Below are 26,904 nucleotides of genomic sequence, written 5' to 3'. Positions count from 1 at the left end.
TCACATCACCGCCCGGCGGCGGCAATATGCTCATCGCGCTGGCGCTGCAACTCCCGCCGCTTGGTGCCGATGGAAGCGATAATGACGCCAAGCGTCACGATGGCAATCAATATGGTGCAGACCGCGTTGATTTCCGGCGTCACACCCAACCGCACCTGCGAATAGATCTTGATCGGCAAGGTCGTCGCGCCCGGCCCGGTGGTGAAGCTGGCAATCACCAGATCGTCCAGCGACAGGGTAAAGGCCAGCATCCAGCCGGAAACGACGGCTGGCAGGATCAGCGGCAGGGTGATGCGGAAAAACGTCTTGACCGGCGGGCAGCCAAGATCGAGCGCCGCCTCTTCCAGGCTGCGGTCGAACGTCACCAGCCGCGATTGCACGACGATCGCCACATAGCACATGGTGAAGCTGGTATGAGCAAGGGTGATGGTCATCAAGCCGCGATCGACATTCAGCGCAACGAACAGCAAAAGCAGCGACAGGCCGGTGATGACGTCAGGCATGACCAGTGGCGCATAGACCATGCCGGAAAACAGCATGCGGCCACGAAACCGCCCGAAGCGCACCAGTGCCAGCGCCGCCATGGTGCCAAGCACCGTGCCGAGGCTGGCCGAGATGACGCCAACCCGGAGCGTGACCCAGGCGGCATCCATCAGGCTGTCATTCTGCCAGATCTCCTGGTACCAGCGCAGGGAGAACCCGCCCCAGACCGTCACCAGCTTTGATGCGTTGAACGAGAAGATCACCAGGATCAGGATCGGCACATAGAGAAAAGCGAAACCGAAGGTGAGAAAAACGGGATCGAAACGGCCAGATTTCATCACGGTCCCTCACACTTTGCTTTGCTGGTTCTGGAAAATCATGATCGGCACCACCAGCAGAAGCAGCAGCACGATGGCGACGGCGGAGGCGACGGGCCAGTCCCGATTGCCGAAAAACTCCGTCCACATGGTCTTGCCGATCATCAGCGTATCGGCACCACCAAGCAGGTCGGGAATGACGAATTCGCCTGTGATCGGAATGAAGCAGATCATCGATCCAGCAATCACCCCTGGCAGAGATAGCGGAAAGGTAATCCGCCAGAAGGCGGTCATCGGCGGGCAACCGAGATCGCTTGCCGCTTCCAGCAGGCTGCCATCCATCTTCTCCAGAGCCGAATAGAGTGGCAGGACCATGAAGGGCAGGTAGGAATAGACGATGCCGATGAATACGGCGATGTCGGTCTGGTAGATATGCACCTGCTGGTCTGGACCGTAGATATGCAGGCTTTGCAGCAGCAGCGTCAAAAGCCCTTCAGGCTTCAAGATGCCGATCCAGGCATAGACCCTGATCAGGAACGAGGTCCAGAACGGCAGGATGACCATCATCACAAGGGTTGGGCGCAGTTCCGGCTTGACGCGTGCCATGGCCAGCGCCATCGGGTAGCCGATCAACAGCAGTAGCAGGGTGGAAATCGCCGCGATCCTCAGCGACGACAGATAGGATTCAATATAGAGCGGATCTTCACCGAGGATCTGGAAATTCTCGAAATCCAGCTGCGACAGGAAATCGCCCAGCTGCGAAAAACCCTGAAAAACAGGCGTATAGGGCGGCATGGCGATGGCCGTATCCGACAGCGAGATCTTCACGATGATGAAGAACGGCGCCAGGAAGAACAAAGCGAGCCAGAGATAGGGGAGAACGACAATCAACCAGCGGGCGCGACTTGCCTGGCGAAAGGCTTGTGGAAGGGTTGCGGGCTCGGCCATGGCGCTACCTCGTCAACAACAGGCCGGCATCCGGCGTCCAGGAAAACCAGACCTGATCGCCGAATGTAATTGGCCGGTCTACCAGACGCGCGACATTGGCCTGCGCCGCGCGGAAGGTAAAGCCATCCTCGCGCCGGATGATGAACACCGAAAAATCGCCGAGATAGCCGATATCCCAGACCTCACCGGAAAGCGCATTGACGCTGGTATCGGCGGGCGGGTCGATGGAGATACGAACCTTTTCCGGGCGGATGGCAAAGGCAACCTCGGCACCGTCAGCGAGATCGCAGGGCTGATCCACCAGGCAGGTGAAGCCGTCACAGGCAATGGCCACAGGACCGCCCGCACTATCGCTTCGCAGCAACCGCCCCTCGACAATATTGATATCGCCAATGAAATCCGCCACGTAACGGCAATTCGGCGCCTCATAGATTTCGGCGGGCGTCGCCACCTGGACGATTTCGCCCTTGTCCATGACAGCAATCCGGTCAGACACCGTCATCGCCTCTTCCTGGTCATGGGTGACGATCAGGAAGGTCAGGCCAAGCTCGGTCTGGATATCCATCAGCTCGAACTGGGTTTCCTCACGCAGCTTGCGGTCCAGCGCGCCGAGCGGCTCATCCAGCAGCAGCACTTTCGGGCGTTTGGCCAGTGAGCGGGCCAAGGCGACACGCTGGCGCTGGCCGCCGGAAAGCTGGCCCGGCTTGCGCCTGGCAAACTCCTCCAGCTTGACCAGTTTCAACATTTCCTCGACCCGCGCCTTGATTTCACCCTTGGGCAGATTGTCCTGCTCCAGGCCAAAGGCGATGTTCTTTTCCACCGACATATGCGGAAACAGCGCGTAGGACTGGAACATCATATTGGTCGGACGGCGATAGGGCGGCACGCCGGCGAGATCGCGGCCCTGCAACAGGATGCGACCCTCGGTCGGCTCCTCGAAACCAGCCAGCATCCGCATCAGCGTGGTCTTGCCGCAGCCAGATGGTCCAAGCAGCGAGAAAAACTCCCGCTCATAGATATTCAGGGTAAGGTTATCGACCGCCGTGAACGGCCCAAAGCGTTTAGTGACATTTTCAAACCGGATGAAGGGCATTTGCCCCCGCTCCGTCCATGGTGCGAATTTGCGTTTCACCGGCCCCAGAGTCTTCGCCATCGGTCCCCTTCCCCGCCTGCCTCGTTTGCCAAGGCTTGGACGGTCTGTTCTGCGCGTCTCAAATAGAAAACGGGGCATTTCTGCCCCGCTTCATCTCGTTTACTTGCCGGTCTTGACCTGGGTCCAGAGCCGGTTCAGGACGCGCTGCGATTTGGGATCGTAAGGCGAGATGGTGAACAGCCGCTTCATAGTCGCCTCGTCGGGATAGACGGAGGGATTGTTGAGCACATCGGCGCTGACCATTTTTTGCGAGGCGAGATTGCCATTGGCATAGGAGACGAAATCAGATGCCTTGGCGATTACCTCAGGCTTCATCAGGTAATTGATGAAGGCATGGGCTTCCTCGACATTCTTGGCATCAGCCGGGATCGCCAGGTTGTCGAACCACATATAGGTTCCTTCCTTGGGAATCACATAGGCGATTTCCACGCCGTTCTTGGCCTCTTCCGCCCGCTTCTTGGCCTGGATCACATCGCCGGACCAGCCGATGGTGGCGCAGATATCGCCATTGGCGAGATCATTCAGGTAGGAGGAGGAGTTGAAGGTCTTGGCACTGGGCCGGATCGCCTGGTAGACCTTGGCGCCCGCTTCGAGATCGGCTGTTTTCTTGCTGTCAGCCGGTTTGCCGATGTAGTTCATGGCAATCGCGAAGGTTTCATCCGAGGCATCAAGGATGTTCAGGCCGCATTGCTTGAGCTTCTTGGCGTTTTCCGGCTTGAAGATGAAGTCCCAGCTATCGACCTTGACGTCATCGCCGAAGATCGCCTTGATCTTCTTGACATTATAGCCGATGCCGGTCGTGCCCCACATATAGTTGACGGCATATTGGTTGCCGGGGTCGTAATTGGCCAGCCGCTCCATGACCATCGGCCACATATTAGTAAGGTTCGGAAGTTTCGACTTGTCGAGCTTCTGGAACACGCCCGCCTGGATCTGGCGCGCCAGGAACGGACCGGTCGGCACCACCACATCATAGCCAGAGCCACCGGCCAAAAGCTTGGTCTCCAACAGGTCGTTGTTGTCGAAGACGTCATAGACGACCTTGATGCCGGTTTCCTTGGTGAAGTCCTCGAGAATCTGCGGATCGATATAATCTGACCAATTGTAGACATGCACTTCCCGGTCGGCAGCACCGGCAGGCAGCGCGCCCGCCGAGGCGGTGATGGACATGGCCGCAAAGGCGGCGGCGGCAAAACGAATCCCGGTGGATGTCATCACGTCTCCTGTATCCAGGCCATTGGGGGATAAGGCCCGTCGTTCCCGTTATTTTGCTCCAGACTAGAAAGGAAATATGCGCTCGACAAGCGTAATTTTCCGCACCACAGCAAAGCAGCGCACAATGTACCGGCGGGGCACCGGCAGGTTGAAGCGGCAGGTTGAAGCGGCAGGACCATCTTCCTGATGGCATGCGGTCCGGCAAGCTCCTTCTCAATAACCAACTGTCAATCTTTTTAAAACATCTTATAGTTATATTATTTTAAACTTCAATCAAAGGTAGATAAAATGAGCGACGCCAATGTGACATACCAGACCATTCTTTCCGCAGGCCAATTCGTGACCGGTGTACGCCAGGATGCCGGCACCGACCAGCCGGTCGTGCTGACCGGAAATTACCAGCCGACCCAAGGTGCGCAATCGCAGGCGCTTCTCTATCGCGGGCCGCTGTTTCCCACCGACAGCTCGGGCTATGCCTATCTGACCCCCGTTTTCAAAGGCCAGACGGTGACGACATCGACCTTTTACGGTCCGAATACACCTTTGTTCAATCCTGGCATCGGCAAGGGAAATGTGCGTGCCGTCGGCAGCTATAAATATGCTGAGGCCTCCGATCCGACTGCCGACCATGGCATGATGTATGAAGGCGCCTTCGACGGTTCGGGCAAATGGACGGCGCTCGACATACCCAAGGATGTTGCCGGTGGGATAGTGTTTTATACCATTGCCCATTCCACCATGGGCGACCTGGTGGTCGGCAATTTCGATATTACCGGGCAGGCTGCCTCGGCTGCCGCCTTCATTTACGATATCCGCACGCAAAGCTTCTCCAAGCTCAGCCTCGGGCCGCTCACCACCGCCTATGGCATCTGGCAAAATGGCGGCGACGGCAGCAATGCCTATACGATCGTCGGCGGCTACAAGGGCGCAACCGGAATCAATGTCGGCTTCGTGCTGGATTATGATGCCGCGACGAAAAAGATCAGCAATGTCAAGAATTACAGCTATCAGGGCAAGCCAGAGCTGGTGACCCATTTCGAAGGCATCAGCGCCATAGAGAGTGGCTATTGCCTGGCTGCGATGTCGGACCAGGACACCGCTTTCGTTACCATCGGTCGCAATAGCGACGGAACCTTTACCGACGCCAAATGGGTTCCGGTCGCCTATCCAACCAGCGATGGACCATCAACCGGCAATACGGTGATCGACAACAATCTGATGGGCATCATGACCACGGACAGCCACGTGCAATCCTATCTGGCAGTGATTAAAGCCTAGGTGTTCGCCCCCTCACTGGAAGCCGTCACTGGAAATCGAAGGCGCTTAATCCCGCCGTCATTTCATCAAGTCCGAGTGGCCGCGTCATCGGCGGTTCGGCCCTGGAAAGACAGGCCTGCCGCTCGCAGATCCGGCAGGCCTGGCCGATCTCCACCGACGCCATCCGCGCCTCGCCATAAACGGTGTCCTGTGCGTGAGCGAGATCGCAGCCGAGCAGCAGGGCTGTTCGGCGGACCCGCTGCTGAAAGCCTGCCTGTGGCCCTTCCAACGTGCGCGACACGGTGAGAAAACCCACGCCATCCGGGGCAACCACCGGCTCGACCAGAACCTGTCCGGGCTCTGAAAAGGCCGCATGAATGTTCAGCTTCGGACATTGGCCGCCGAATGTGGCGCGGGGAAAGCCCTGCCCGCCAGCCCGGCGGATGATATTGCCGGCATGATCGATCTCCATCAGGAAGAAACCGATGCCCGCAGCGCCCGGCCTCTGCAATGTGACCAGCCGCGAGGCTGCCTGCTCGAATGACACCCGGAACCGGGCGCGCAGCACGTCCACGTCATAACGCGCCCGCTGCGCCGCTGCCAGAAAAGCGCCGTAGGGCATGATCAGCGCCAGGGCTGCGTAGCGCGCCAACTCGAACCGGGCGATGCGGCGTGCTTCGTTTGAGGTCAGAGCCAGGGTTTCCAGCTCGGCGCGGATCTCCTCGCCCATGACAAGAAGACAGGCTTCCATGGCCATTTCCCGCAACTGGTCGAAGGGCGACAGCCGTTCCGACAGGAACAGCCGCATGGAATGGCGGTCATAGCGCCGCCCGAGATGCGGCATGACATGCACAGGCAGCGCCCGCACGACGATGCCGTGTTGGGTGCGCAGCCAGGTTTTCAGCGCAGCCTCCAGCCCGTCGCCGGGGTCGAGCGCAGCATGAAAGGCTTCCGCCGCCGCCTCGATCAGGGGAAAATGCAGGCTGCGGCGCTCCAGCACGTCGCGCACTTCATCCATCGGCAGCCGCGCCCCGGCCAGCGCCGTTTCATGGCCCTCACGGGCCAGCAATTCCGCAAGATCCGACAGGCGCTTGGCCTGCTCCCGGTAGGCCCGGTAAAGCTTGACCACGCCGCTGGCGGCATTGGGGGCGGCCTCGGCAAACTCGATCAACTCCTGATCGCCCGGAATTTCGCCTGCCAGCAGCGGATCGGCAAACACTTCGCGCAATGGCACCGAGCCGCCGCCCGCATCGCCCTGTAATTCCTCCAGATCGACCTTGTAGACCGAAGCCAATTTCAGCAGCAATTGCACGGTCAGCGGTCGCTGGTTGCGCTCGATCAGATTGAGGTAGGACGGCGAAATGCCCAGCGCCTCGGCCATCGCCGTCTGGGTCAGACCAAGGCCGTTGCGCACCCGTCGCACCCGTGGCCCGGCAAAGATCTTATGGTCGGCCATATCAGCCCCTCCGACAGGAATTTACAAAAATCGACCCTTTAGGGCGCTACAGCATTATTTACAATTTTTACAATATTACATCGCTCATTTGTAAACAACAAGACATCCTAACCTCTTTCAACCCGTTGTTTTATCGTTTTTTCTTGGGATTTTTTGCAGCGCATTGTAAAACAAGTCACATCAGACCAGCAGGAAAGCAGCAAGAGGAGCGCGGTATTCCTGCATGAAAACGACAAGAGGAGACTGCCATGACTGATTTTTACAAACTCGTTCCCTCCGCACCGCAGGGCCGTTTCGATGGCGTCGAGCGGACCTATTCGGCAGAGGATGTCAAGCGGCTGCGCGGCTCCGTGGAGATCCGGTATTCGCTGGCGGAAATGGGCGCGAACCGGTTGTGGCAGCTGATCGGCCAGGAGGATTTCGTCAATGCGCTGGGAGCGCTGTCGGGCAATCAGGCCATGCAGATGGTCCGCGCCGGGTTGAAGGCCATCTACCTTTCCGGCTGGCAGGTTGCGGCAGACGCCAATACCGCGTCCTCCATGTATCCCGACCAGTCGCTCTACCCCGCCAATGCGGCGCCTGAACTGGCCAAGCGGATCAACAAGACCCTGCAACGGGCCGACCAGATCGAAACCCAGGAAGGCAAGGGCCTGTCGGTCGAAACCTGGTTTGCACCGATTGTTGCCGATGCGGAAGCTGGTTTTGGCGGCCCGCTCAACGCTTTCGAGATTATGAAGGCCTTCATCGAAGCAGGTGCGGCGGGCGTCCATTATGAGGACCAATTGGCGTCTGAAAAGAAATGCGGCCATCTGGGCGGCAAGGTGCTGATCCCGACGGCGGCCCATATCCGCAACCTGACCGCCGCCCGGCTTGCCGCCGACGTGATGGGCACGCCAACGCTGATCATTGCCCGCACCGATGCGGAGGCCGCCAAGCTGTTGACCTCTGATATCGATGAGCGCGACCAGCCCTTTGTGGACTATGACGCGGGCCGCACCGCCGAAGGTTTCTACCAGGTGCGAAACGGCATCGAGCCCTGCATTGCCCGCGCCATTTCCTATGCGCCTTACTGCGACCTGATCTGGATGGAGACCTCCAAGCCGGATCTGGAACAGGCCCGCAAATTCGCGGAGGCCGTGCATAAAGTGCATCCGGGCAAGAAGCTGGCCTATAATTGCTCGCCATCGTTCAACTGGAAAAAGAACCTCGATGACGCGACCATTGCCAAGTACCAGAAGGAACTGGGCGCCATGGGCTACAAGTTCCAGTTCATCACGCTGGCGGGCTTCCATCAGCTGAACTACGGCATGTTCGAACTGGCGCGCGGCTACAAGGACCGGCAGATGGCCGCCTATTCCGAGCTGCAACAGGCGGAATTTGCCGCAGAAGCCAACGGCTACACCGCCACCAAGCATCAACGCGAAGTCGGCACCGGCTATTTCGACGCGGTTTCCATGGCGATTTCCGGCGGCACGTCCTCAACCACGGCCATGAAGGAGTCGACCGAACATGACCAGTTCCGCCCTGCTGCTGAATGAGTTCTGGGCCGTTGTCCTGCTGATATCCACCGCCCTGGCCAGTCGAAAACTGACGGCTGCCTTTATCGCAATTCCCTCCCGGTCTCGGGCGGGGCAAACTCATAAAAACCTCCAGGCCTTTCAAAAACCCCAGACATAAGAGGAGCAATGCCATGACACCCCAGACCCGCGTTAAAGAACGTGCCGAAGAACAGGCAACCGCCATGAATGCCGACCAGCAGGCGCTGATTCGGATGCTGGCCAATGATCTGCACCGGCTGAACCATTCCGTCATGAAAGCCGTGGAGGCCGGGGTTTCCGTCGAGCTGGTCCGCTCTGCCCGCCACCATGGTGGCGATGGAAACTGGGGCGACCTGCTGATCCCGGTCGTGGTTACGCAAGGCATTGCGGCTCAGGGCATCAAGGCCGCCTGATAGGAAGTGACAAGCAGTTTAGCCCGGCTGGGAGGTCGGGCTAAACTGCTTTTCCGCTGGTTTTAGTCTTGAGGCGCAGGCCCAGAACCAAGGGGACGCTGATGGCGTAAACGGCGATGACCGACATCCAGATGCCCCCCGGCCAATAATCCCGGATGAGGAAGTAAACACTTGAAAACGCCAGGGGACCGATAATGGCGGCGAGGCTGAGGGCAGAGGCGAGCACGCCCTGAAATTGGCCTTGCTTGTCCGCATCGACCTGGGCGGTTGCGAGCGATTGCAGCGCCGGAACCCCAATGCCGCTGAGAGAAAAAACCGGCATGATCGCAAACACCATCCAGCTTTCCGTTGCAAAGGCAATGACGGCCAGCGAAAAGCAGGCACTGGAAACGCCGATCAAAATGGCGACCCGCTCGCCAAACAGCTTGACCGCCGGGCCGGGAAGAAAGGTCTGGGCAAGCGCCTGACAGATGCCGAACGCGCCGAGTGACAGGCCGATCCACAGCCCGCTCCACTGAAACGCATCGCCGCCCCACAGCGCCCAGCAGGTGGCATAGGCCTCGCCGGTCAGGCTGAAGAGGAAAAACAGGATGACCATCGGCAGCAGGTTTTTCAGCGAAAACGCCCAGCGCAAAGGCCGCAGCGGGTTGATGGCCGCCAGATCGAGTTTCTCCCGCGTCGGGATGCGGGACTCCGGCAGGACGAAAAACGCCAGCAGCAGATTGCCGCCATTCAGCACGGCAGCGGCGATGAAGGGCAGCCGCAGCCAATAATCCCCCAGCGCCCCGCCGATAATCGGGCCGAAGATAAAGCCCAGGCCAAACATCGCATTAAACAGACCAAAGCGCCGCGCCCGCTGATCCTCCCGCGAAATATCCGTTACATAGGCCGTCGCCACCGACATATTGGCGCTGGTCAACCCGGTAATTGCGCGACCCAGCAGCAGCAGCCAGAGATTGTCGGCAAAGGCGAGAAACAGATAATTGACCGCCGCCCCCGCCAGCGAAATCAACAGGATCGGTCGGCGACCGAGCCGATCACTGAGCGATCCCAGGATCGGTGCAAAGATAAACTGAATGACCGCATGAAGCGCCACCAACATGCCGATATAGGGCGCCACATTCTGAATATGCGTCACCTCCCGCAACAAAGCCGGCAGAATGGGAAAGATAAGGCCAAACCCAACCGCATCGAGGGCGACGGTGGCGAAGATGACGACGAGAGCTTTGTTCATAGCGCATTCCGGTTACACGGATTTTCGACGAAGTGCGATTCGGTTTTGTGATCGGAAATGCGTGCAAACGGAGAGTGGGCAGGTGGATGGTTCAGAGAAGACGCCGATGGCTGGCAGTTCGGCCTTATAAGGTTTGCAAATGTGTTCAAGTCTCGTCCGTTTTCGGCCCAAAGCGGACTCCGACAGTAGCTGACCGCTATTTCAAAGTCAGTTGCTGGCCCCCGATAAAGTCGTCACTCGCATCAATCAGCGATGTTGTTGAGCAGCGTCTGGACCGCAATCTCTAAATCGTCTCCGGACTGGTACCGGTCAACAACACCATACTGAGACCATGATGATCGGGCGAACCCCTCTTCGAAATGGTCGTAGAAGATAACCTTGTTGCCCATCAAGGCGACCACCCAGCAGAGACCGTAGCCAGGCACCTCCCATTCTTCAGGCAGTCGCTTGATCATCTCCCAAAGCTTGCGCTGCCTGAAGGACATTTGGCTCCAGCCGTCATTGATGTGGTCCCAGAGTTTCTCTTCGGGAAACGACATTATGCCCTCGCTCGCCTGCAGTCTTGTTGGCGATCTGAACGTTATATGGCAGAGGTCGCTATCGCAATGACCGCTCCTGGCGCGATCCGTCAGAAGTCGCCTTTTGGCCCAAAGCGGACAGAGAGTCATTTAAGATATTGCCATCGGCATCCGTCATATGTTTGTTGAACTCAGAAATAAGCTCTGATCGGATGGCCGCGTTCGCCCCAGAACATGAACCATTGCCCAGCGGCACGTACGATGTCCATTTGTTCTTGCAATGGGAGCGTCGCGGCTGGCTTGGGGAAGGATAGACGGGAGAGCAGACTTTTGCGCTTTTCCCGCGGCGATGTTTCGGCTGCATGTGCAGCTTCCAGCAGCGCTCGCCCGTAGTCGAGCGCTGCCCCGGGGAGCTTGTGTTCCCATGCCTCTGCCAGCATTTCATCGCTGATCACATTTGTACAATCCTCCAGGAATGATCCTCTGAAACTCGTTTCGTCCACACCATCATAGAAGCCCGCGTTCGAATAGACCGGAAGGCCATCGCATTCGACGAGTTGCAGAACATAGTGTCCATGGAACTGCATCAAGGTTTGCGCGATCTCATCGGATGTTTGCGCTTGTTGCGCCTTGATGATCCAAGCATCTGCTGCGGCATCGTAACCGACACGCGGTGCGCCAACATTTTCGTAGGCAGGAGTGCTGATCTCGTTGAACCGGGCAATATCCGCGTCCGACAATTCGTCGTTTGCAAACACTCGCTCGATTAGCCGCCGCCACTCCACTTCGTGCCCGGCTTTCGCGCAGCCTTCTACAACTAGATCGAGCCCCATAGAGCCTCCAAGATTGAACTAACTCGAACCGTATATCGAGAACATTCTACGGATTGTCTAGTGTCCGCTTCTGGCGCTTAACAGCCAAGCTCCCGTCGTCTCTCGATTCTAAATTACTTTATGCCTTGCGAGCTACCACGCGATAGCTTTGCATCCAACACTCAAGAAGTCCGCGTCTGACCGTGCAACCACTTTACAAAAAGCGCTGCTGGTGGATGGAGGGTTCCGTTGCTTGGATAAACCACATGGTAGTTCATTTCCGCGGAGAGACTTTCGGTGACGGCTTTAACCAATTGGCCAGAGGAGATCTCATCGACCGCAAGTATGGACCGCACCAGAGCAAAGCCTTCTCCCCGCCGGCATGCATCTAACATCTCATCGAAAGTGGGGAAGACCACCATTTTCGCAAGATATTCGGAAATCCAATCTGCGCCTTCGATGCCGAAGAGTTCCAGCATCCAGCGCCGCCAGTCCAACCTGGTGTGATAGGCGTCCGCATGAGTTAAAAACGGAGCGGCAGCAAAAGCGTTTCGCGGGGGAAGTTGTTCGGAAAGCTTCGGCGAACACACTGCAAATTCCTCGTCGGCGGAGATCGCAAACCCGCCTTGACCTTGCACAGGTTGAGCCAAGCGGATCTGGACGTCTGCGCCTCCATCGGAAAAAACATCGCGTCGATAATCTTGGCTAAGCCGAAGCGAAATTTCCGGATGCAATACCAGGAAGGCGTCAAGCCGACGGGCAAGCCAATAGCGATAAAGCTCGGGAGCAACGACCACATGCAAATCATTATGCCGGGACTGCGGGCGGGCGGCTTCCAATGCGTCTGAAACCCCGCGAAGCTGACTTTGCAGTTGGAAGGCAAGCGCTCGCGCGTTCGCCGTTGGCTTCATCGCTTTACCCGACCGCTCGAACAGTCGTTGCTCAACAAAGCCCTCCAACTGAGAAATGTGGTGGCTAACGGCGCTTTGCGTCAAATGAAGCCGAGCTGCCGTCTTCGTTACACTTCCAGATTGAACGACTTCGACGAATGACAACAGGATCGACCACGACGGTATTCCACGACGCATCCATCGAAATTCATCATGATAAGCATGATCAGACTTTGTTTCCATTTCCCGCAAACTCCAGTGATCATTGACGGAACCTAGCAGGTTTTGGAGAAAATCATGAGGATTATCTATCGATTGATACGGCGCTGGAGAAGTCGCCGGTGCGCGGAACCTCCAATAACCCTCTATAGTGATGTCGGCCTTGAGCTTCCCTTTGAGAAGGCCCATTGGCAAAGCTTCAACCGTTGGTGACGAAATTGTAACCTCTGACATGGCTGGCCAAAACGCTTCCGCCATTGGCGCAAAGCAATGACACTCAGAGCCGGTTCAGCCCATCTGCACCGCCAGGCAAGGGTATCTCGCGTATGTAAACGCAAGCGCCAGTTCATCCCCTCACCCCGCCTCCGCTCTGCTCGGCGGACCTCTCCCCGCTGGGGCGAGGAAACAACAGGCGCTGCGGCTCCTTCCCTCTTCTCCCCAGCGGGGAGAAGGTGGCGGCAGCCGGATGAGGGGGGCGGAGCCATAAACGGCGAACGTAAATGTTGGCGGCTCTTGCTCTCAGATATGCCGCTTATCGTTTTATATCAAATGCCTATAAAAACGCCCGGTGTCTCAACCGGGCGCCTCTCACTTCATACAATATCCATCAAGCCGCCCGGTCCCAACGTCCCGGCTGCGACCCGCTTTCCAGCTTGAACTGCTGCAACAACCCCACCAATTGATCCGCCTCGTCGGCCAACATGCGGCTGGCGGCGGAGGTTTCTTCGACCATGGCGGTGTTTTGCTGGGTCAGGCTGTCCATCTGGCCGACGGCGCTGTTGACTTCGCCAAGGGCTGCCGATTGGTCGCGGCTGGCGGCGGCTATGCCTTCGACATGGGTGCTGATCGTGGCGATCTGCTGGCTGATGACGGTCAGGGCAGCACCGGTTTCCTGCACCAGTCTTGCTCCGGCATTGACCTCTTCGGTGGAGGTGTTGATCAGCGTCTTGATGTCTTTTGCGGCGCGGCCAGAGCGTTGGGCGAGTTCGCGCACTTCCTGGGCGACGACGGCAAAGCCCTTGCCCGCCTCACCCGCACGGGCTGCCTCGACACCGGCATTCAGCGCCAGCAGATTGGTCTGGAAGGCGATTTCCTCGATGACGCTGATGATCTGCTCGATCTTTTTCGAAGCATCCTCGATCCGGCCCATGGCAGAGACGGCATTGCCGACCACGACAGCCGATTTCTCGGCATTGCCACGGGTTTCGCCAACGATATCATTGACCTCACGCGCCTTATGGGCGGCCTGGCGGACATTGGAGGTGACTTCGTTGACGGCAGCGGCGGTTTCCTCCAGCGAGGCGGCCTGGGTTTCCGTGCGGCGCGACAGGTCGTCGGTGGAATGGGCCATTTGCTGCACATTGCCCTGAATGGCGGTGACATTGCCTTGGATCAGGCCAATGGTTTCCTTCAGCCGGGTCAGCGAGCGGTTGAAATCGCTGCGCAACTGTTCCATGCGCCCGGCAAACGGATGATCCAGCGTGGCGGAGACATCGCCATTGGCGAGGCGCTCCAGCCCGGCGGCCAGTTCCGTTACCGCAAATTGCACGTCCTGGTCGGCCTGCCGCTTTTCCGCGTCGTTGCGGGCGCGCTCGGCCTCGCTTTCAGCGCGAACCCGCGCACCCTCGGCCTCGGCGCGGATCTTCGCCTCGGCATTGTCCTTGAACACGCCAAGGGCGCGGGCCATATCGCCGATTTCATCGGGACGCGCGCCACCAGCAATCTCGATCTCAAGATCGCCGGATGCCAGGCGCCGCATAGCGGCGGTGATCTGGTTGATCGGCCCCTTGAAGGTGGCAATCAACCCAATGCCAGCGACAATGGCGATAACGATGCCTGCCAGCAGAGCCAGCGCCGACATGGTATCGGCAGAGGCGCTCTGCTGATCGGCCACCTGACGCTGGGAGGCGGCAAAATCGCTCAGCTGCGACCAGATGATGTCGATATCGCGGGCAGCGGCAAGGAAAGCGGTGGTTTTCTGACCATCCATAGCCACCAACTGGGTGGCCTTATCGCCCATGGCATCGGTCAACGGGCCGATCTGTGCCAGCTTCGCCTTAATGTCTACGCTAACACTGGGGTCCTTGGCCATGGCTGTGGCACGGCGTTTCAGGGTGCCAAGCGAGGCCTGCAATTTTTGCAGGCCATCCGCCGATGCCGCCGCCAGGAACCTCGAGCTGCGCAGCTCAACCCCATTGCTGATATCCACCAGCTGACGTGTGGCGGTAAGCAAAGCGGTCGCTTCGGCAATTGGCTGGTCGAGGGTTCCAAACACTGCCGTCGCCTGCCGGGATTTCAAGGTAGACGCGCCCTGCAAGCGGATGGAAACCGGACGCATCAGGTTGATTGACTGTTCGGCTGCGCCAACCGTTGTGTCGTTGACAATGCCGATTTCGACCTGGGAGGCCAATTGTTGAATATTGTCGGTCAGCGATGTGCCAAGCACGGCCTGCTCTGTCGGCAAGGCGGCGGCAATATCGGTGACGGCCTTTTTCAGCTCCGGCATCTGCGCCTTGACCAGGCTCATCTTCGCCTCGGGGGCTGTGGCACTGTTGAAATCGGTGACGAGCTGGGCAATCAGATTGGCACCGCGCGTCAACCTGTCAGAGTCGCGCAACATGGTCTTGGCTTGATTTTCATCCTTGGCCAGCGCCTCGCGGACGCGGGTGGAATAGGAGAGCAGATCGCTCTGCTGGTTGGACAATTGCTGGGTATCGGCCTCTAGCGCCGCACGCAGATCCGCCGCGCCTTGGTTCAGCTCCCAAAGGCGCTTGATCTGACTGGCAATCGCCTGGGTTCCGGCAATGGCCGTATCGATCTGGCTTGTGCCGCTCTCATCCGAAATCGAAGCGCGCATGGCCTTTAAACTTGACAATTGTCCATCCAGCTCCTGATCCAGCGCCGTTTTCGATGCATCCGTGGTCTTTTGCAGGAAAGCCGTCATCGCCGCATAGACATTCTTGAAACCACTCAGCGTGTTGACCACACGATTGGTGACTTCCATCTGCCCTTGCAGGATGCGCGATGCATAATAGCCGGTCAGGCCCACCGCCGAAATACTGAGAACGAAGGGAACGATGAAGACCAGAACCTTGGTCTGGATTTTGCAGCGAGAAAGAAGACGATCAAATACCATAGCCAAATCCCCGAAAACAAAGGGCGAAATTAATTAATTCGAATAAACGAATAAAAATGCCGCCTTTCTGTTCTTGCATGGTGGTCTGAATAAAATCTGAATATTATTCATCGAATTATATTTATGCACATCCACTTCGTTCTAAAAAGCAACGCAGTCTGCCTAATCTTTTATTTCCAATAGATAAAAATAAACCCTTGGTTTATTTTTATATTTATGTTTTAATCTCTATGGTTGCCGCCTATCGTCGCCCGGCGAAAGCATCTGAGCAGTCTCTCATCAGGGTAACCAAACGCCCGGCGCAATCGCGGATTTCACTTCTGTGCCGGTCGTCATTATTGGTGACCAACCATTGCCGATGGCGCAATTCGGTAATTTCCTCGTCAACTCGCTGAAGCTGCGGATGGCTATCACCGACAAAACACGGCAGGACCGCAAGGCCCATGCCCGAGACTGCCATATCTTTCAAGGAGCGCGGGCGGTTGACGGTGATCAGGATCTGCTCGGCCCTATGTTGATGCGGCCATTTCAAATAGGCCGAGATTGCCGCCTCCTGCGTCACCGCGATCCAGGGTTGGGCTTGCAGTTCGTCGGCAAGGCGGTGGCGATAGGCCGCGTAGGCAACCTCGCCGAGTGGGACTCTGGCAAGATTGCTCTCCTGTGGCTCGAAAGCCCGGATACCAATATCGGTTTCGCGATGCGCAAGGGCAGCGCGCTCTTCGGTAATATGCAAATCGAGGCGAAAGCGATCAGTGCTCCGGCACAGCTTCGGCAGGTTTTGAGCGATCAGCCAGGCAATCCATGTTCCCGCCGTCACCCGCACCAGTGCTGGCTGCGACGCCTCTTGGCGCCAGAGATCAATGCCGCGCTCCGCCGCCTCAAAGGCCTTCAGATGATCGAGCAGGGCGCGACCATCCACCGTTAACGTATACCCAGTCTGGGCGCGGTGAAACAGGATACGACCCAGCTTTTGCTCCAACTCCACCATCCGGCGGCCAAGGGTGGCGGCACTGAGGCCGGTGGATTGCACAGCCCCCGTCAGCCCGCCATTGCGCGCCACATCGATGAACAGTTGATAGGTATCCCAGGGCAGGTTTTTCATGGGTGAGCGATATAGCGCAAACTTGGCGATATATCCATCATCCATGAAACGCTAGCCTTCTCCACAACATTGGAGAAGACGATCATGGACTTTATCGGATTGCTTGCCTTTCAGGAGACCATACGACGGGAGGCGATGAACCGTCATGCATTGACGCCAGCCCAGCAAGAGGATGCGTTTTACAGCTTCTACAGTGAGCCATCCTGGCCGCGCCTAAGCCGGATCGTTTCCAGAGTTTTCGACATGCGAAAGCGCCGCAGGTGCGCGCCGGAAGATGTGGACGCGCAGGCGGAAGCGACAATCGCCGCTTTGCCGCAGGCGCAAAGGTCTGATCAGCCGATAACGCCAATCAGCATCAGGCCATAGACCATGAAGCAGGCCATCAGGCCGAGGCCAGCGCTGCGCAGGATAAGTTTGTTCTGATCGTCGCGCGCCTTGGCGATAGCAATGGCGCGGGCCTTCCGGATGGGTCTGTTCATTGGCAGCACTTTCCAAAAGTTAAGCGGGGAATCACCCCGACCTTGATCGTAACCCTAACCCGTCCCGAAAAACAGCAAAACAACGAGGCGGAAGATCACGATGACTGAGGTATATTAACAACTATTGAAAGATGGTGGCGGGAATGCGGCGTGACGCAAGACTTGACCATGCAGGACACAATTGCGGTAAACAAATCGTATCGTCGCGCTAGTGGTCCGATTCCGACATTTGCATCCGTTTGCAGCACCCTAGAGAGCAAATGTCGGAATCTTCAGGACCACTAGGATGGCAAATATTACGCCGCAAGGCCCGCTGCATGGCCCGACGCCCAGGCCCATTGGAAATTATAGCCACCCAGCCATCCCGTCACATCGACGGCCTCGCCGATAAAATAGAGACCCGGCACCGCCTTGGCCTGCATGGTCTTGGAGTCCAGCGCCTGGGTATCGATACCGCCCAGGGTCACCTCGGCGGTGCGGTAGCCTTCCGATCCCGCCGGTTTGATCTGCCAGTTGCGCAAGGCATCAGCAATGCTTGCCAAAACCTTGTCGGACAGGTCGGCCAGCGGCTTTTCCAGCCCGTGGCGCTCCGTCCAGTATTGCGCGAGCCGCTTCGGCAGATATTGGCCCAAAACCGTCTGCACCGCCTGACGGCCATTGTCGCGCCGGGCAGTTTTCAGCAGGTCCAGAAAGTCCAGCTCCGGTTGCAGCGACAGAGTAATGGCCTCGCCCTCGCGCCAATAGGAGGAGATTTGCAGGATGGCCGGGCCGCTTAGACCGCGATGGGTAAACAGCAGCGCTTCACGAAACTCGGTCTTGCCATGACGCACCAGCACATCGACGGCCATGCCGGACAGCGGCGCCAGTTCCTCCAGCAGCCCCGGTTCCAGCGTCAGCGGCACCAGCGCCGGGCGAGTCTCGACCAGGCCAACGCCGAACTGTTCGGCCAGCCGATAGGCAAAGCCGGTGGCGCCCATTTTCGGGATGGATTTGCCGCCGGTGGCGATGATCAGCGACTGGCAGACAATGGTGCCTTCAGAGGTTTCGACGCGAAAACCGTCTGGCGTCTTTTCCACGGCGCGGATGTCGGTCTGCATATGCAGCCTTGCACCGGCGGCGCGCATCTCTTCCAGCAGCATGCGGATAATATCCTTGGCGCTGTCATCGCAGAACAATTGCCCAAGCGTCTTTTCATGCCAGGCGATCCGGTGGCCCTCGACCATGGCGATGAAATCGGCGGGCGTGAAGCGGGCCAGCGCCGATTTGGCAAAATGCGGATTGGAACTGAGATACTGTTTCGGCCCGGCATGGATATTGGTGAAATTGCAGCGCCCGCCGCCGGAAATGCGGATCTTTTCGCCCGGTGCCTTGGCATGATCGAGCACGGCGACAGACCGGCCCCGCTGGCCAGCGCGGATCGCCGCCATCATGCCGGCGGCCCCTGCCCCGATCACCACCACATCCACCCGTTTGTCCAATGTCATGTCCTCGTCATCATCGCCATGTCTGTTGTGTTTTCGATCGGCAAAGCGATGTCAATTGCATATTCACCCTCGCCAATTCCAGCGAGGCGGATATGATGGCATCATTATCAACACAGATCCGGTGAGACATGCCTGCAAAAAAGACAATGCTCAGACCCAAGGGCGCGGCGTCCAAAAAAGCAGGCATTCCCCCAGATATCAGCCCGACGCGTGGGGTCAAGACCTGGAAAGAAGCGGCCTCCTGGCTGCGCTCCCGCGGTATCGAGGATATCGAATGCATCACGCCGGATCTGGCCGGTGTGCCGCGCGGCAAGATGATGCCGAGCTCGAAATTCACCAGCAATACCTCCCTTGCCCTGCCGTCAGCACTCTATCGCCACACGATCTCAGGCGAATATCCCGATGAAACCGGCAATTTCCGCTATGACAGCCGCGATAGCGACATCAAGCTGCTGCCGGATCTCTCGACACTGTCGGTCGTGCCATGGGAAACCGACCCGACCGCGCAGGTGATCTGCGACATCGTCGGCACCGAAGGCGAGGATGTCAGCTATACGCCGCGCAACGTGCTGAAGAACGTCCTTAGCCTCTACGAGAAAAAGGGCTGGAAGGCGGTCGTCGCCCCGGAAATCGAATTCTATCTGGTCGCCAAGAACGAGGACCCGGATTACCCGCTGCATCCGCCGAAAGGCCGGTCGGGCCGGTCGATCATCGGCGGCCAGGGCTATTCCATCGCCGGGATTAACGAATTCGACGAGCTGATCGATGATATCTATCACTTCTCGGCCAAGCAGGGCCTGGAAATCGACACGCTGATTCATGAGGAAGGCCCGGCGCAGCTGGAAATCAACCTGCGGCACGGCGATCCGATCGAGCTGGCCGACCAGGTCTTCCTGTTCAAGCGCACCATTCGTGAAGCGGCGCTGAAACACGGGATCTTCGCGACCTTCATGGCCAAGCCGATGCAGGGCCAGCCGGGCTCGGCCATGCATATCCACCAGTCGGTGGTGGATATCGAAACCGGCCGCAATATCTTTTCCAAGGCCGATGGTTCGCCGTCGTCAGAATTCTTCCACTTCATCGGCGGCATGCAGAAATATGTGCCGAATTCGCTGGTGATGATGGCGCCCTATGTGAATTCCTATCGCCGCCTGACGCCCGATATGGCCTGCCCGGTCAACAATGCCTGGGGCTATGACAATCGCACCACGGCCTTCCGGGTGCCGATTTCCGATGCGGCGGCGCGACGGGTGGAAAACCGGCTGCCAAGCTCGGACTCCAACCCTTATCTGGCACTGGCCGCCTCGCTCGGCTGCGGCTATCTCGGCATCTGCAAGGCGATCGAGCCGACCGCACCGACGGCAGATACCGCCAATGAAGGCTCCATTGAGCTGCCACGCGGTCTGCTGGAAGCCGTCGCCCTGTTGGAAAGCGAGCCGGATTTCGAAACCGTGTTCGGTCGCGCCTTCATCGATATCTATGCAGGCGTCAAGCGCGGCGAATTCGAGACCTTCATGCAGGTAATCAGCCCCTGGGAGCGTGAATTCCTGCTGCTGAACGTCTGATCCATATAGCTGTCATGGCGCCCGCTGTCCCAGGCGGGCCGCCTTGCAGCATTCAAAAAGGAGCTTCGCATGTGGCAAAGCCCGATTGCACCCGGCCTTTCCTGGTATCAAGCCACCGTGGGCGAACGCCCTGAATACGAACCGCTGGATGGCTCGACCACGACAGATGTCGCCATTGTCGGCGGCGGCTATACCGGCTTGCAGGCGGCTTATACGCTGGCACGCGCCGGGGTCAGCGTGGTGTTGATCGAAGGCGGTCGGTTCGGTGATGGCGGCTCGGGGCGCAATGGCGGCCAGTTCGGCACCGGCCAGCGGGCCTGGCCGGAGGAGCTTGAAGCCGAATTTGGTTTTGAGCGCGCCAAGGCGCTGTTCGATATGGCCGAACACGCCAAACGCTATATTCTGGATTTTGCCCGCGAGCACCAGATCGACATGGAATTCATGCCCGGCCAGCTGAATGTCGAGCACAAGCGCGGCAAGGACAAGGAGTATCGCAAAAGCGTCGAGATTGCCGCCACACGGTTTCATTATCCGCATATGCATTTCATGGACCGCGAGGAAACGGCGTCGCGGCTTGGCTCCAGTCATTATTACTGCGGCATCCGCGATATCGGCACCGGCCATATCCACCCGCTGAAACTGCTGGTGGGGCTGGCAAAGGTGGCGAAGAATGCCGGAGCGCGCCTGCACGAAATGACCAAGGCCACATCGATTGCCCAAAGCGGCGGCAAGACGATGATCGAAACGCCGAAGGGTACGATTACCGCTCGCCATGTGCTGATCGCCACCAATGCTTATATCGGCAATCTGGAACCGGTGACGGCGTCCCATGTCATGCCGATTCGCTCCTTCATTGGCGCCACCGTGCCGCTCAAGGATTTCCCGGACATCCTGCCGGGTTCGGAAGCAGTCGCCGACAGCCGGTTCGTGGTGCGCTATTTCCGCAAGACCCGCGACGGCCAATTGCTGTTTGGCGGACGCGAAGCCTATACCGCCGACAGCCCGCGCGACATTTCCGACCATATCCGCCGCCAGATCACCGAGATCTATCCGGCCCTTGATGGCATCGAAATGACCCATGCCTGGGGCGGCTCGGTCGGCATCACCATGAACCGCCAGCCCTTTGCCCGCGAGGTCATGCCCGGGGTGATGTCCGTCGCTGGTTATTCCGGCCATGGCGTGATGTTGTCAAACTATTGCGGTACGCTGTTTGCCAAATCGGTTCTGGGAGAAACCAGCGAGTTGGACCTGTTGAAGGAGTTAAAGGTTCCGGCTTTTCCAGGCGGGTCCCGGCTGCGCTCGCCGCTTCTGTTCCTGGCGCTCAGCTGGTATGCCCTGCGCGACCGTTTTTGAGGCCAAGGAAGCGAAGTATGAAAGAGGGTCTCGATCGCCCTGTCTGCGTTGCGACAGTCTATAGCGAAGACGAATTTCTAGTGACGCGCTCTTACCTGGAGGCCTATGGCATTATCGTCGGCGAGCGCGGCAATCCAAGCAACTATCGGGGTGTTCACTTGTCCAGGGGATTGGATGGATTGGCTATTCTCGTGCCACAATCACAAGCAGAAATGGCGTTCGATTTGCTGGCCGAAACGGAAGGGGCACCCGACGACCCAGAACTGGAGCCCGCACCACCACCTGATGAAAGCCCGGTGACCCGCACCAGTATCCTGGCACGGGCTCTGGGATCGGTCTCGAAGCTGTTTTTCGGCCAAAGCGAAGGCAAAGCGCATGATCACGACCAACACAGCGATCCAAAAAGGATCCTTCACGATCCTCGGCAATCCGAAGCGCCAGACCCGCTATCAGGAAATTAACCACACAGGGTGTGGCTTTTTTAAATCGATTGAATTATAACCTGAGCCATCAGCCTAGCCGATGGCCATGAATGAGAGATGCCCTTATGAGCAGCCAGATTATTCCTGTCGAACCCTTTGACTACGTCGTCTTTGGCGGCACCGGGGATCTTGCCGAGCGCAAGCTTCTGCCGGCCCTTTATCACCGCCAGTTGGCGGGCCAGCTCACCGAGCCGACCCGGATCATCGGGGCCTCGCGCTCGCCGATGACGGATGCGGAATACCGCGAATTCGCTCATAAGGCCCTGAAGGAATTTCTGAAGCCCGATGAATTGGAAGAGAGCCAGGTCAAGCGCTTTCTCGACCGGCTGCATTACGTCTCGGTCGATGCCAAGGATGACAAGGGCTGGGATACGCTGAAAAAGCTGCTGGATACCGGCAAGGACATCGTGCGCGCCTTCTATCTGGCCGTTTCCCCATCGATTTTCGGCGATATCGCCGACAAGATCCGCGATCACAAGCTGATCACCAAATCCACCCGCATCGTGGTGGAAAAGCCGATTGGCCGCGATCTGGCTTCGGCCCAGGCGCTGAACGACACCATCGGCAAGGTTTTCAAGGAAGAGCAGATCTTCCGCATTGACCATTATCTCGGCAAGGAAACCGTGCAGAACCTGATGGCGCTGCGCTTTGCCAATGCGCTCTATGAGCCGCTGTGGAATTCCGCCCATATCGACCATGTGCAGATCACGGTGGCCGAATCCGTCGGGCTGGAAGGCCGCGTCACCTATTACGACAAGGCAGGTGCGTTGCGCGACATGGTGCAGAACCATATCCTGCAATTGCTGTGCTTGGTGGCCATGGAAGCCCCGTCCTCGATGAACTCAGAGGCGCTGCGCGACGAAAAGCTGAAAGTGCTGCGAGCGCTGAAGCCAATCGACGCCTCCAATGTCGAAAAAATGACCGTTCGCGGCCAGTACAAGGCCGGGGCTTCGGCAGGCGGTGCGGTCAAGGGTTACACGGAAGAGCTGGGCGACACATCCGACACGGAAACCTTCGTCGCCATCAAGGCCGAGATCAACAATTGGCGCTGGGCGGGCGTGCCGTTCTATCTGCGCACCGGCAAGCGTCTGGCAGGCCGCGTTTCGGAAATCGTCATCCAGTTCAAGCCGATTCCGCATTCGATCTTTGGCGATGTCGGCCGTATCGAGGCCAACCAGTTGGTCATTCGCCTGCAACCGGACGAAGGCGTCAAGCAATGGCTGATGATCAAGGACCCAGGTCCGGGCGGCATGCGCCTGCGCCATGTGCCGCTGGACATGAGCTTTGCCGAATCCTTCGGCGTACGCAACCCGGACGCCTATGAACGGCTGCTGATGGACGTGATCCGCTCCAACCAGACGCTGTTCATGCGCCGCGACGAAGTGGAAGCGGCCTGGAACTGGGTCGATCCGATCCTGAAGAGCTGGGAAGAAATCGGCCAACGGGCGCAGGGCTATACGTCCGGCACCTGGGGACCAAGCCAGGCCATCGCGCTGATCGAGCGTGACGGTCGCACCTGGCACGAGAATGACTGAGGGCATTGGCATCATGGCGCATACACTGCATAGCTTTGACACTGGCGCGGCGCTGGCAACAGCGCTGGCCGACCGTGTGGCCGCAGCGCTGACGGAGGCAATTACCGCCTCCGGTGCTGCTTCGCTGGCCGTCTCCGGTGGCTCCACGCCCAAGGCCTTCTTCGAGGCACTGTCGCAAAAGGCCTTGGACTGGGATAAAGTCTCGGTGACGCTGGTCGACGAGCGTTTCGTGCCTGAGGACAATCCCCGTTCCAACCATTTGCTGGTCGCCACGCATCTGTTGAAGAACCAGGCCGCCGAGGCCGAATTCGTGCCGCTCTATTCGCCGGAAGAGACCATCGAGGCTGCTGCTGCGGTGGCGAGCGATGCGGTGTCCGACCTTGGCACGCCGCTCGACGTGGTTATCCTCGGCATGGGAACCGATGGCCACACCGCGTCGTTCTTCCCGGGTGGCGATAATCTGGAAGACGCGCTTGACCTGACGCTGCCACCCCGGGTGATCACCATGCAAGCGCCGGGTGCTGGCGAGCCACGGCTGACCCTGTCTTTTTCCAGCCTCGCTGATGCCGGTCTGCTGATCGTCCATATCGAGGGCGCGGAAAAGCAGGCGGTGCTGGACAAGGCGTTGGCGGGGACGGACGAGACCGAAATGCCTGTTCGCGCCGTATTGGCCCGGGCCGAGACGCCTGTCGATATTTACTGGGCGCCCTGATCTCGATCAGAACGCCCTGATAGCCAGGCTGGCATCAAAAGCGATGCGGCCTTGACGAACGAGGCCCAATAGCGCGGGCGACCGCAGCGCTTTAACAAGCGCCAAGGTCGCCGCCCCTGCCCTTTTCAGGAAGGATGCTTTCCATGAGTGCCGATCACCGTATCGAAACCATCACCAAGCGCATTGTCGAGCGCTCCAAGCCGACCCGCGAAGCCTATCTGGATCGCGTTCGCCGTGCCGCTGGCAAGGGCGTCAACCGGGGTTCGCTGGCCTGCGGCAATCTCGCCCATGGCTTTGCGGTCTGTTCCCCCGGGGACAAGGCCGCACTGGCTGGCGACACCGTCCCCAATCTCGGCATCATCACCGCCTATAACGATATGCTTTCGGCGCATCAGCCGTTTGAAACCTATCCGGCGCTGATCCGCCAGGCAGCCAGCGAAGTGGGCGGCGTCGCCCAGGTGGCAGGCGGCGTGCCAGCCATGTGCGATGGCGTAACCCAAGGCCAGCCCGGCATGGAACTGTCGCTGTTTTCCCGCGATGTGATCGCCATGGCGGCTGGCATCGGCCTCAGCCACAACATGTTCGATGCGGCCGTGTTTCTGGGCGTATGCGACAAGATCGTCCCCGGCCTGATGATTGCGGCACTGACCTTCGGTCATCTGCCCTCGGTGTTCATTCCGGCTGGACCGATGACCACAGGCCTGCCGAATGACGAAAAGACCCGCATTCGCCAGCTCTATGCCGAGGGCAAGGTTGGCCGGGCCGAACTGCTGGAAGCCGAATCCAAATCCTATCACGGCCCCGGCACCTGCACCTTCTACGGCACCGCCAATTCCAACCAGATGCTGATGGAAATCATGGGCTTTCACATGCCCGGCGCCTCCTTCATCAATCCCGGCACACCTCTGCGCGATGCGCTGACCCGCGAAGCCACCAAGCGGGCGCTGGCAATTACCGCGCTTGGCAACCAATACACGCCATCGGGCGAAATGATCGATGAGCGCTCCATCGTCAATGGCGTGGTCGGCCTGCATGCCACGGGCGGCTCCACCAATCACACCATGCATCTGATCGCCATGGCGCGGGCGGCGGGCATTCTGCTCAGCTGGCAGGATATTTCCGACCTCTCCGACATCGTGCCGCTTCTGGCCCGCGTCTATCCGAACGGTTCTGCGGATGTGAACCATTTTCACGCCGCCGGCGGCATGGGCTTCCTGATCAAGCAATTGCTGCGCGCCGGTTTTGTGCATGACGATGTGCGCACGGTCTATGGCCAGGGGCTTTCCGCCTACACGATCGAGCCGCATCTGAACGCCGACGGCACCGTCGACCGCCAGCCCTCGCCCGAAGACAGCGCCGATCCGAAAGTGTTGTCGCGGATCGAAGCACCGTTCCAGGCGAATGGCGGCTTGAAAATGCTGACCGGCAATATGGGCAAGGCTGTCATCAAGATCTCCGCCGTCAAGCCGGAGCGCCACATCGTCGAGGCACCTGCCATGGTGTTCCATAGCCAGCAGGACATGCAGGATGCCTTCAAGGCAGGCAAGATGAACCGCGACTTCATCGCCGTGGTGCGCTTCCAAGGCCCGAAGGCCAATGGCATGCCGGAACTGCATAAACTGACCCCGTCGCTTGGCGTGCTTCAGGACCGTGGCCTCAAGGTGGCGCTGGTGACGGACGGACGCATGTCCGGCGCGTCTGGCAAGGTGCCTGCCGCAATCCACGTCACGCCGGAAGCCGTCGATGGCGGGCCAATTGCCAAGATCCGCGATGGCGACATGATCCGCCTCGATGCCGTGGCGGGGACGCTGGAAGTGCTTGTCGATGCAGCGGAATTTGCCGGTCGCAGCCCCGAAGTCATCGACCTCACAGACAATGACTTCGGCATGGGACGTGAACTATTTGCCCCCCTGCGTCGCATTGCAGGCCCGGCAGATCAGGGCGCCAGCGTGCTGTTCTAGAGTTTGCCTTAGGAAAAGTGGAAACCACTTTTTTCCGAAAACAACAGACGTTATAGCGCCGAGCGTTTTATAAAACGCACGGCGCTATAACTCTTTAAATCTCCTGCATAATTTTCTCCTTAATCGATTCCGATTTGAGGAATTATGCAGCAGCCATCATCGCGAATAGCATTCAAAAGCGATGACCCTGTGAGCGAAAATCATGGGAGCATGACCGGCGAACTCGACCGGCATCGCAGTCAAGCCTTGTTGTACGTCAAGTTTATGATGCCCACCAGAGTTGTCTAAGGACGCACTCACAGCATCATGTTCTCTAGGTCGAATGAATTCACAACCCTAGGTGATTTTCACGGGCAGCCAATTCAACCAATGATGATATATGCAATGCTGCTCTTGGCAAAGAGCCGGGGCTATTGCGATGCAACTGCGCCCACAACAATGCGAGGGCGTTACTGCTACCTATATTATACGAAAGCTCAAAGATGCGCTGCATCCTCTCGTTGAAAACACTAAATATCTCATATTCAAAATATACTAGATTTATTCGCATATGCAACACGCGGCCCGACTTCTAACATTGCTTTTAATACGGAAATCATTTTTATCTCAACTTCAGTATTCAATCGATAATTGAATATAAAA

General features: G+C 58.4%; 22 protein-coding genes. 9 read left to right on the top strand and 13 right to left on the bottom strand.

The features are described from left to right. Positions 1 to 5: 5 nt before the first annotated feature. From G6L01_RS01530 to G6L01_RS01515, 4 genes are all read right to left on the bottom strand, one after another. On the bottom strand, positions 6 to 821 hold the full coding sequence (locus tag G6L01_RS01530) for an ABC transporter permease (protein ID WP_070166368.1): 816 nt from the start codon (positions 819 to 821) through the stop codon (positions 6 to 8). A gap of 9 nt (positions 822 to 830) precedes the next feature. After that, entirely contained in the window at positions 831 to 1,748 is a 918-nt protein-coding gene (locus tag G6L01_RS01525) for an ABC transporter permease subunit (RefSeq protein ID WP_070166367.1), read from the bottom strand. Between the two features lie 4 nt (positions 1,749 to 1,752). Beyond that, a complete protein-coding gene (locus G6L01_RS01520) occupies positions 1,753 to 2,901 on the bottom strand; it encodes an ABC transporter ATP-binding protein (protein ID WP_070166366.1) in 1,149 nt (382 codons plus the stop codon). A 99-nt stretch (positions 2,902 to 3,000) separates the two neighbouring features. Continuing rightward, a complete protein-coding gene (locus G6L01_RS01515; RefSeq protein ID WP_141747305.1) occupies positions 3,001 to 4,071 on the bottom strand; it encodes a polyamine ABC transporter substrate-binding protein in 1,071 nt (356 codons plus the stop codon). A 333-nt stretch (positions 4,072 to 4,404) separates the two neighbouring features. Between G6L01_RS01515 and G6L01_RS01510 the strand changes: the two genes are divergently transcribed. Next, positions 4,405 to 5,394 (top strand): hypothetical protein, encoded by a 990-nt coding sequence (locus tag G6L01_RS01510; protein ID WP_070166364.1) that lies wholly within the window; start codon positions 4,405 to 4,407, stop codon positions 5,392 to 5,394. A gap of 25 nt (positions 5,395 to 5,419) precedes the next feature. On the opposite strand, the gene G6L01_RS01505 is transcribed toward G6L01_RS01510, so the two are convergent. Next, on the bottom strand, positions 5,420 to 6,829 hold the full coding sequence (locus G6L01_RS01505; protein ID WP_070166363.1) for a helix-turn-helix domain-containing protein: 1,410 nt from the start codon (positions 6,827 to 6,829) through the stop codon (positions 5,420 to 5,422). 248 nt (positions 6,830 to 7,077) lie between these two features. On the opposite strand from G6L01_RS01505, the gene aceA reads away from it, so the two are divergent. Next, the gene (gene aceA, locus G6L01_RS01500; RefSeq protein ID WP_070166362.1) at positions 7,078 to 8,367 is read left to right on the top strand and encodes an isocitrate lyase; all 1,290 of its coding nucleotides are present in this window, start codon (positions 7,078 to 7,080) and stop codon (positions 8,365 to 8,367) included. Between the two features lie 152 nt (positions 8,368 to 8,519). Next, positions 8,520 to 8,780: an SMc00767 family acetate metabolism repressor gene (locus tag G6L01_RS01495; protein WP_060719226.1), complete on the top strand. Its 261-nt coding sequence runs from the start codon at positions 8,520 to 8,522 to the stop codon at positions 8,778 to 8,780. A gap of 40 nt (positions 8,781 to 8,820) precedes the next feature. On the opposite strand, the gene G6L01_RS01490 is transcribed toward G6L01_RS01495, so the two are convergent. From G6L01_RS01490 to G6L01_RS01455, 8 genes are all read right to left on the bottom strand, one after another. Next, entirely contained in the window at positions 8,821 to 10,014 is a 1,194-nt protein-coding gene (locus G6L01_RS01490; protein ID WP_070166361.1) for a TCR/Tet family MFS transporter, read from the bottom strand. Positions 10,015 to 10,256: 242 nt separating this feature from the next. Further along, positions 10,257 to 10,553 carry a hypothetical protein gene (locus tag G6L01_RS01485; RefSeq protein ID WP_070166360.1) on the bottom strand — a complete coding sequence of 99 codons (297 nt, stop codon included), beginning with the start codon at positions 10,551 to 10,553 and terminating at the stop codon, positions 10,257 to 10,259. A gap of 170 nt (positions 10,554 to 10,723) precedes the next feature. Further along, complete coding sequence (locus G6L01_RS01480; protein WP_139190212.1) at positions 10,724 to 11,365, bottom strand: hypothetical protein; 642 nt, start codon at positions 11,363 to 11,365, stop codon at positions 10,724 to 10,726. A gap of 161 nt (positions 11,366 to 11,526) precedes the next feature. Beyond that, positions 11,527 to 12,642, bottom strand: a complete 1,116-nt coding sequence (locus tag G6L01_RS01475; RefSeq protein ID WP_174089177.1) for a LysR family transcriptional regulator — start codon at positions 12,640 to 12,642, stop codon at positions 11,527 to 11,529. A 418-nt stretch (positions 12,643 to 13,060) separates the two neighbouring features. Then, a complete protein-coding gene (locus tag G6L01_RS01470; protein WP_070166357.1) occupies positions 13,061 to 15,589 on the bottom strand; it encodes a methyl-accepting chemotaxis protein in 2,529 nt (842 codons plus the stop codon). A gap of 241 nt (positions 15,590 to 15,830) precedes the next feature. Then, entirely contained in the window at positions 15,831 to 16,691 is an 861-nt protein-coding gene (locus G6L01_RS01465; protein ID WP_070166393.1) for a LysR family transcriptional regulator, read from the bottom strand. A gap of 332 nt (positions 16,692 to 17,023) precedes the next feature. Next, positions 17,024 to 17,170, bottom strand: a complete 147-nt coding sequence (locus tag G6L01_RS01460; protein WP_156540775.1) for a hypothetical protein — start codon at positions 17,168 to 17,170, stop codon at positions 17,024 to 17,026. A gap of 296 nt (positions 17,171 to 17,466) precedes the next feature. Continuing rightward, complete coding sequence (locus G6L01_RS01455) at positions 17,467 to 18,654, bottom strand: BaiN/RdsA family NAD(P)/FAD-dependent oxidoreductase (RefSeq protein ID WP_070166356.1); 1,188 nt, start codon at positions 18,652 to 18,654, stop codon at positions 17,467 to 17,469. Between the two features lie 146 nt (positions 18,655 to 18,800). Between G6L01_RS01455 and G6L01_RS01450 the strand changes: the two genes are divergently transcribed. From G6L01_RS01450 to edd, 6 genes are all read left to right on the top strand, one after another. Then, positions 18,801 to 20,219 (top strand): glutamine synthetase family protein, encoded by a 1,419-nt coding sequence (locus G6L01_RS01450; RefSeq protein ID WP_411909750.1) that lies wholly within the window; start codon positions 18,801 to 18,803, stop codon positions 20,217 to 20,219. 69 nt (positions 20,220 to 20,288) lie between these two features. Then, the gene (locus tag G6L01_RS01445; protein ID WP_070166355.1) at positions 20,289 to 21,572 is read left to right on the top strand and encodes an NAD(P)/FAD-dependent oxidoreductase; all 1,284 of its coding nucleotides are present in this window, start codon (positions 20,289 to 20,291) and stop codon (positions 21,570 to 21,572) included. A 17-nt stretch (positions 21,573 to 21,589) separates the two neighbouring features. After that, positions 21,590 to 22,033, top strand: coding sequence for a hypothetical protein (locus tag G6L01_RS01440; RefSeq protein ID WP_070166354.1), 444 nt, complete (start codon positions 21,590 to 21,592; stop codon positions 22,031 to 22,033). An 86-nt stretch (positions 22,034 to 22,119) separates the two neighbouring features. Beyond that, positions 22,120 to 23,589 (top strand): glucose-6-phosphate dehydrogenase, encoded by a 1,470-nt coding sequence (zwf, locus tag G6L01_RS01435; RefSeq protein ID WP_070166353.1) that lies wholly within the window; start codon positions 22,120 to 22,122, stop codon positions 23,587 to 23,589. A gap of 13 nt (positions 23,590 to 23,602) precedes the next feature. Then, positions 23,603 to 24,301 (top strand): 6-phosphogluconolactonase, encoded by a 699-nt coding sequence (gene pgl, locus G6L01_RS01430; protein WP_070166392.1) that lies wholly within the window; start codon positions 23,603 to 23,605, stop codon positions 24,299 to 24,301. Positions 24,302 to 24,444: 143 nt separating this feature from the next. After that, the gene (gene edd / locus G6L01_RS01425; RefSeq protein ID WP_070166391.1) at positions 24,445 to 26,262 is read left to right on the top strand and encodes a phosphogluconate dehydratase; all 1,818 of its coding nucleotides are present in this window, start codon (positions 24,445 to 24,447) and stop codon (positions 26,260 to 26,262) included. Positions 26,263 to 26,904 lie beyond the last annotated feature (642 nt).

This window comes from Agrobacterium vitis, assembly GCF_013337045.2.
GTDB lineage: Bacteria > Pseudomonadota > Alphaproteobacteria > Rhizobiales > Rhizobiaceae > Allorhizobium > Allorhizobium vitis_B.
The sequence above is the reverse complement of the archived record's forward strand: the minus strand, read 5'-3'. Positions and strand labels throughout refer to the sequence as shown.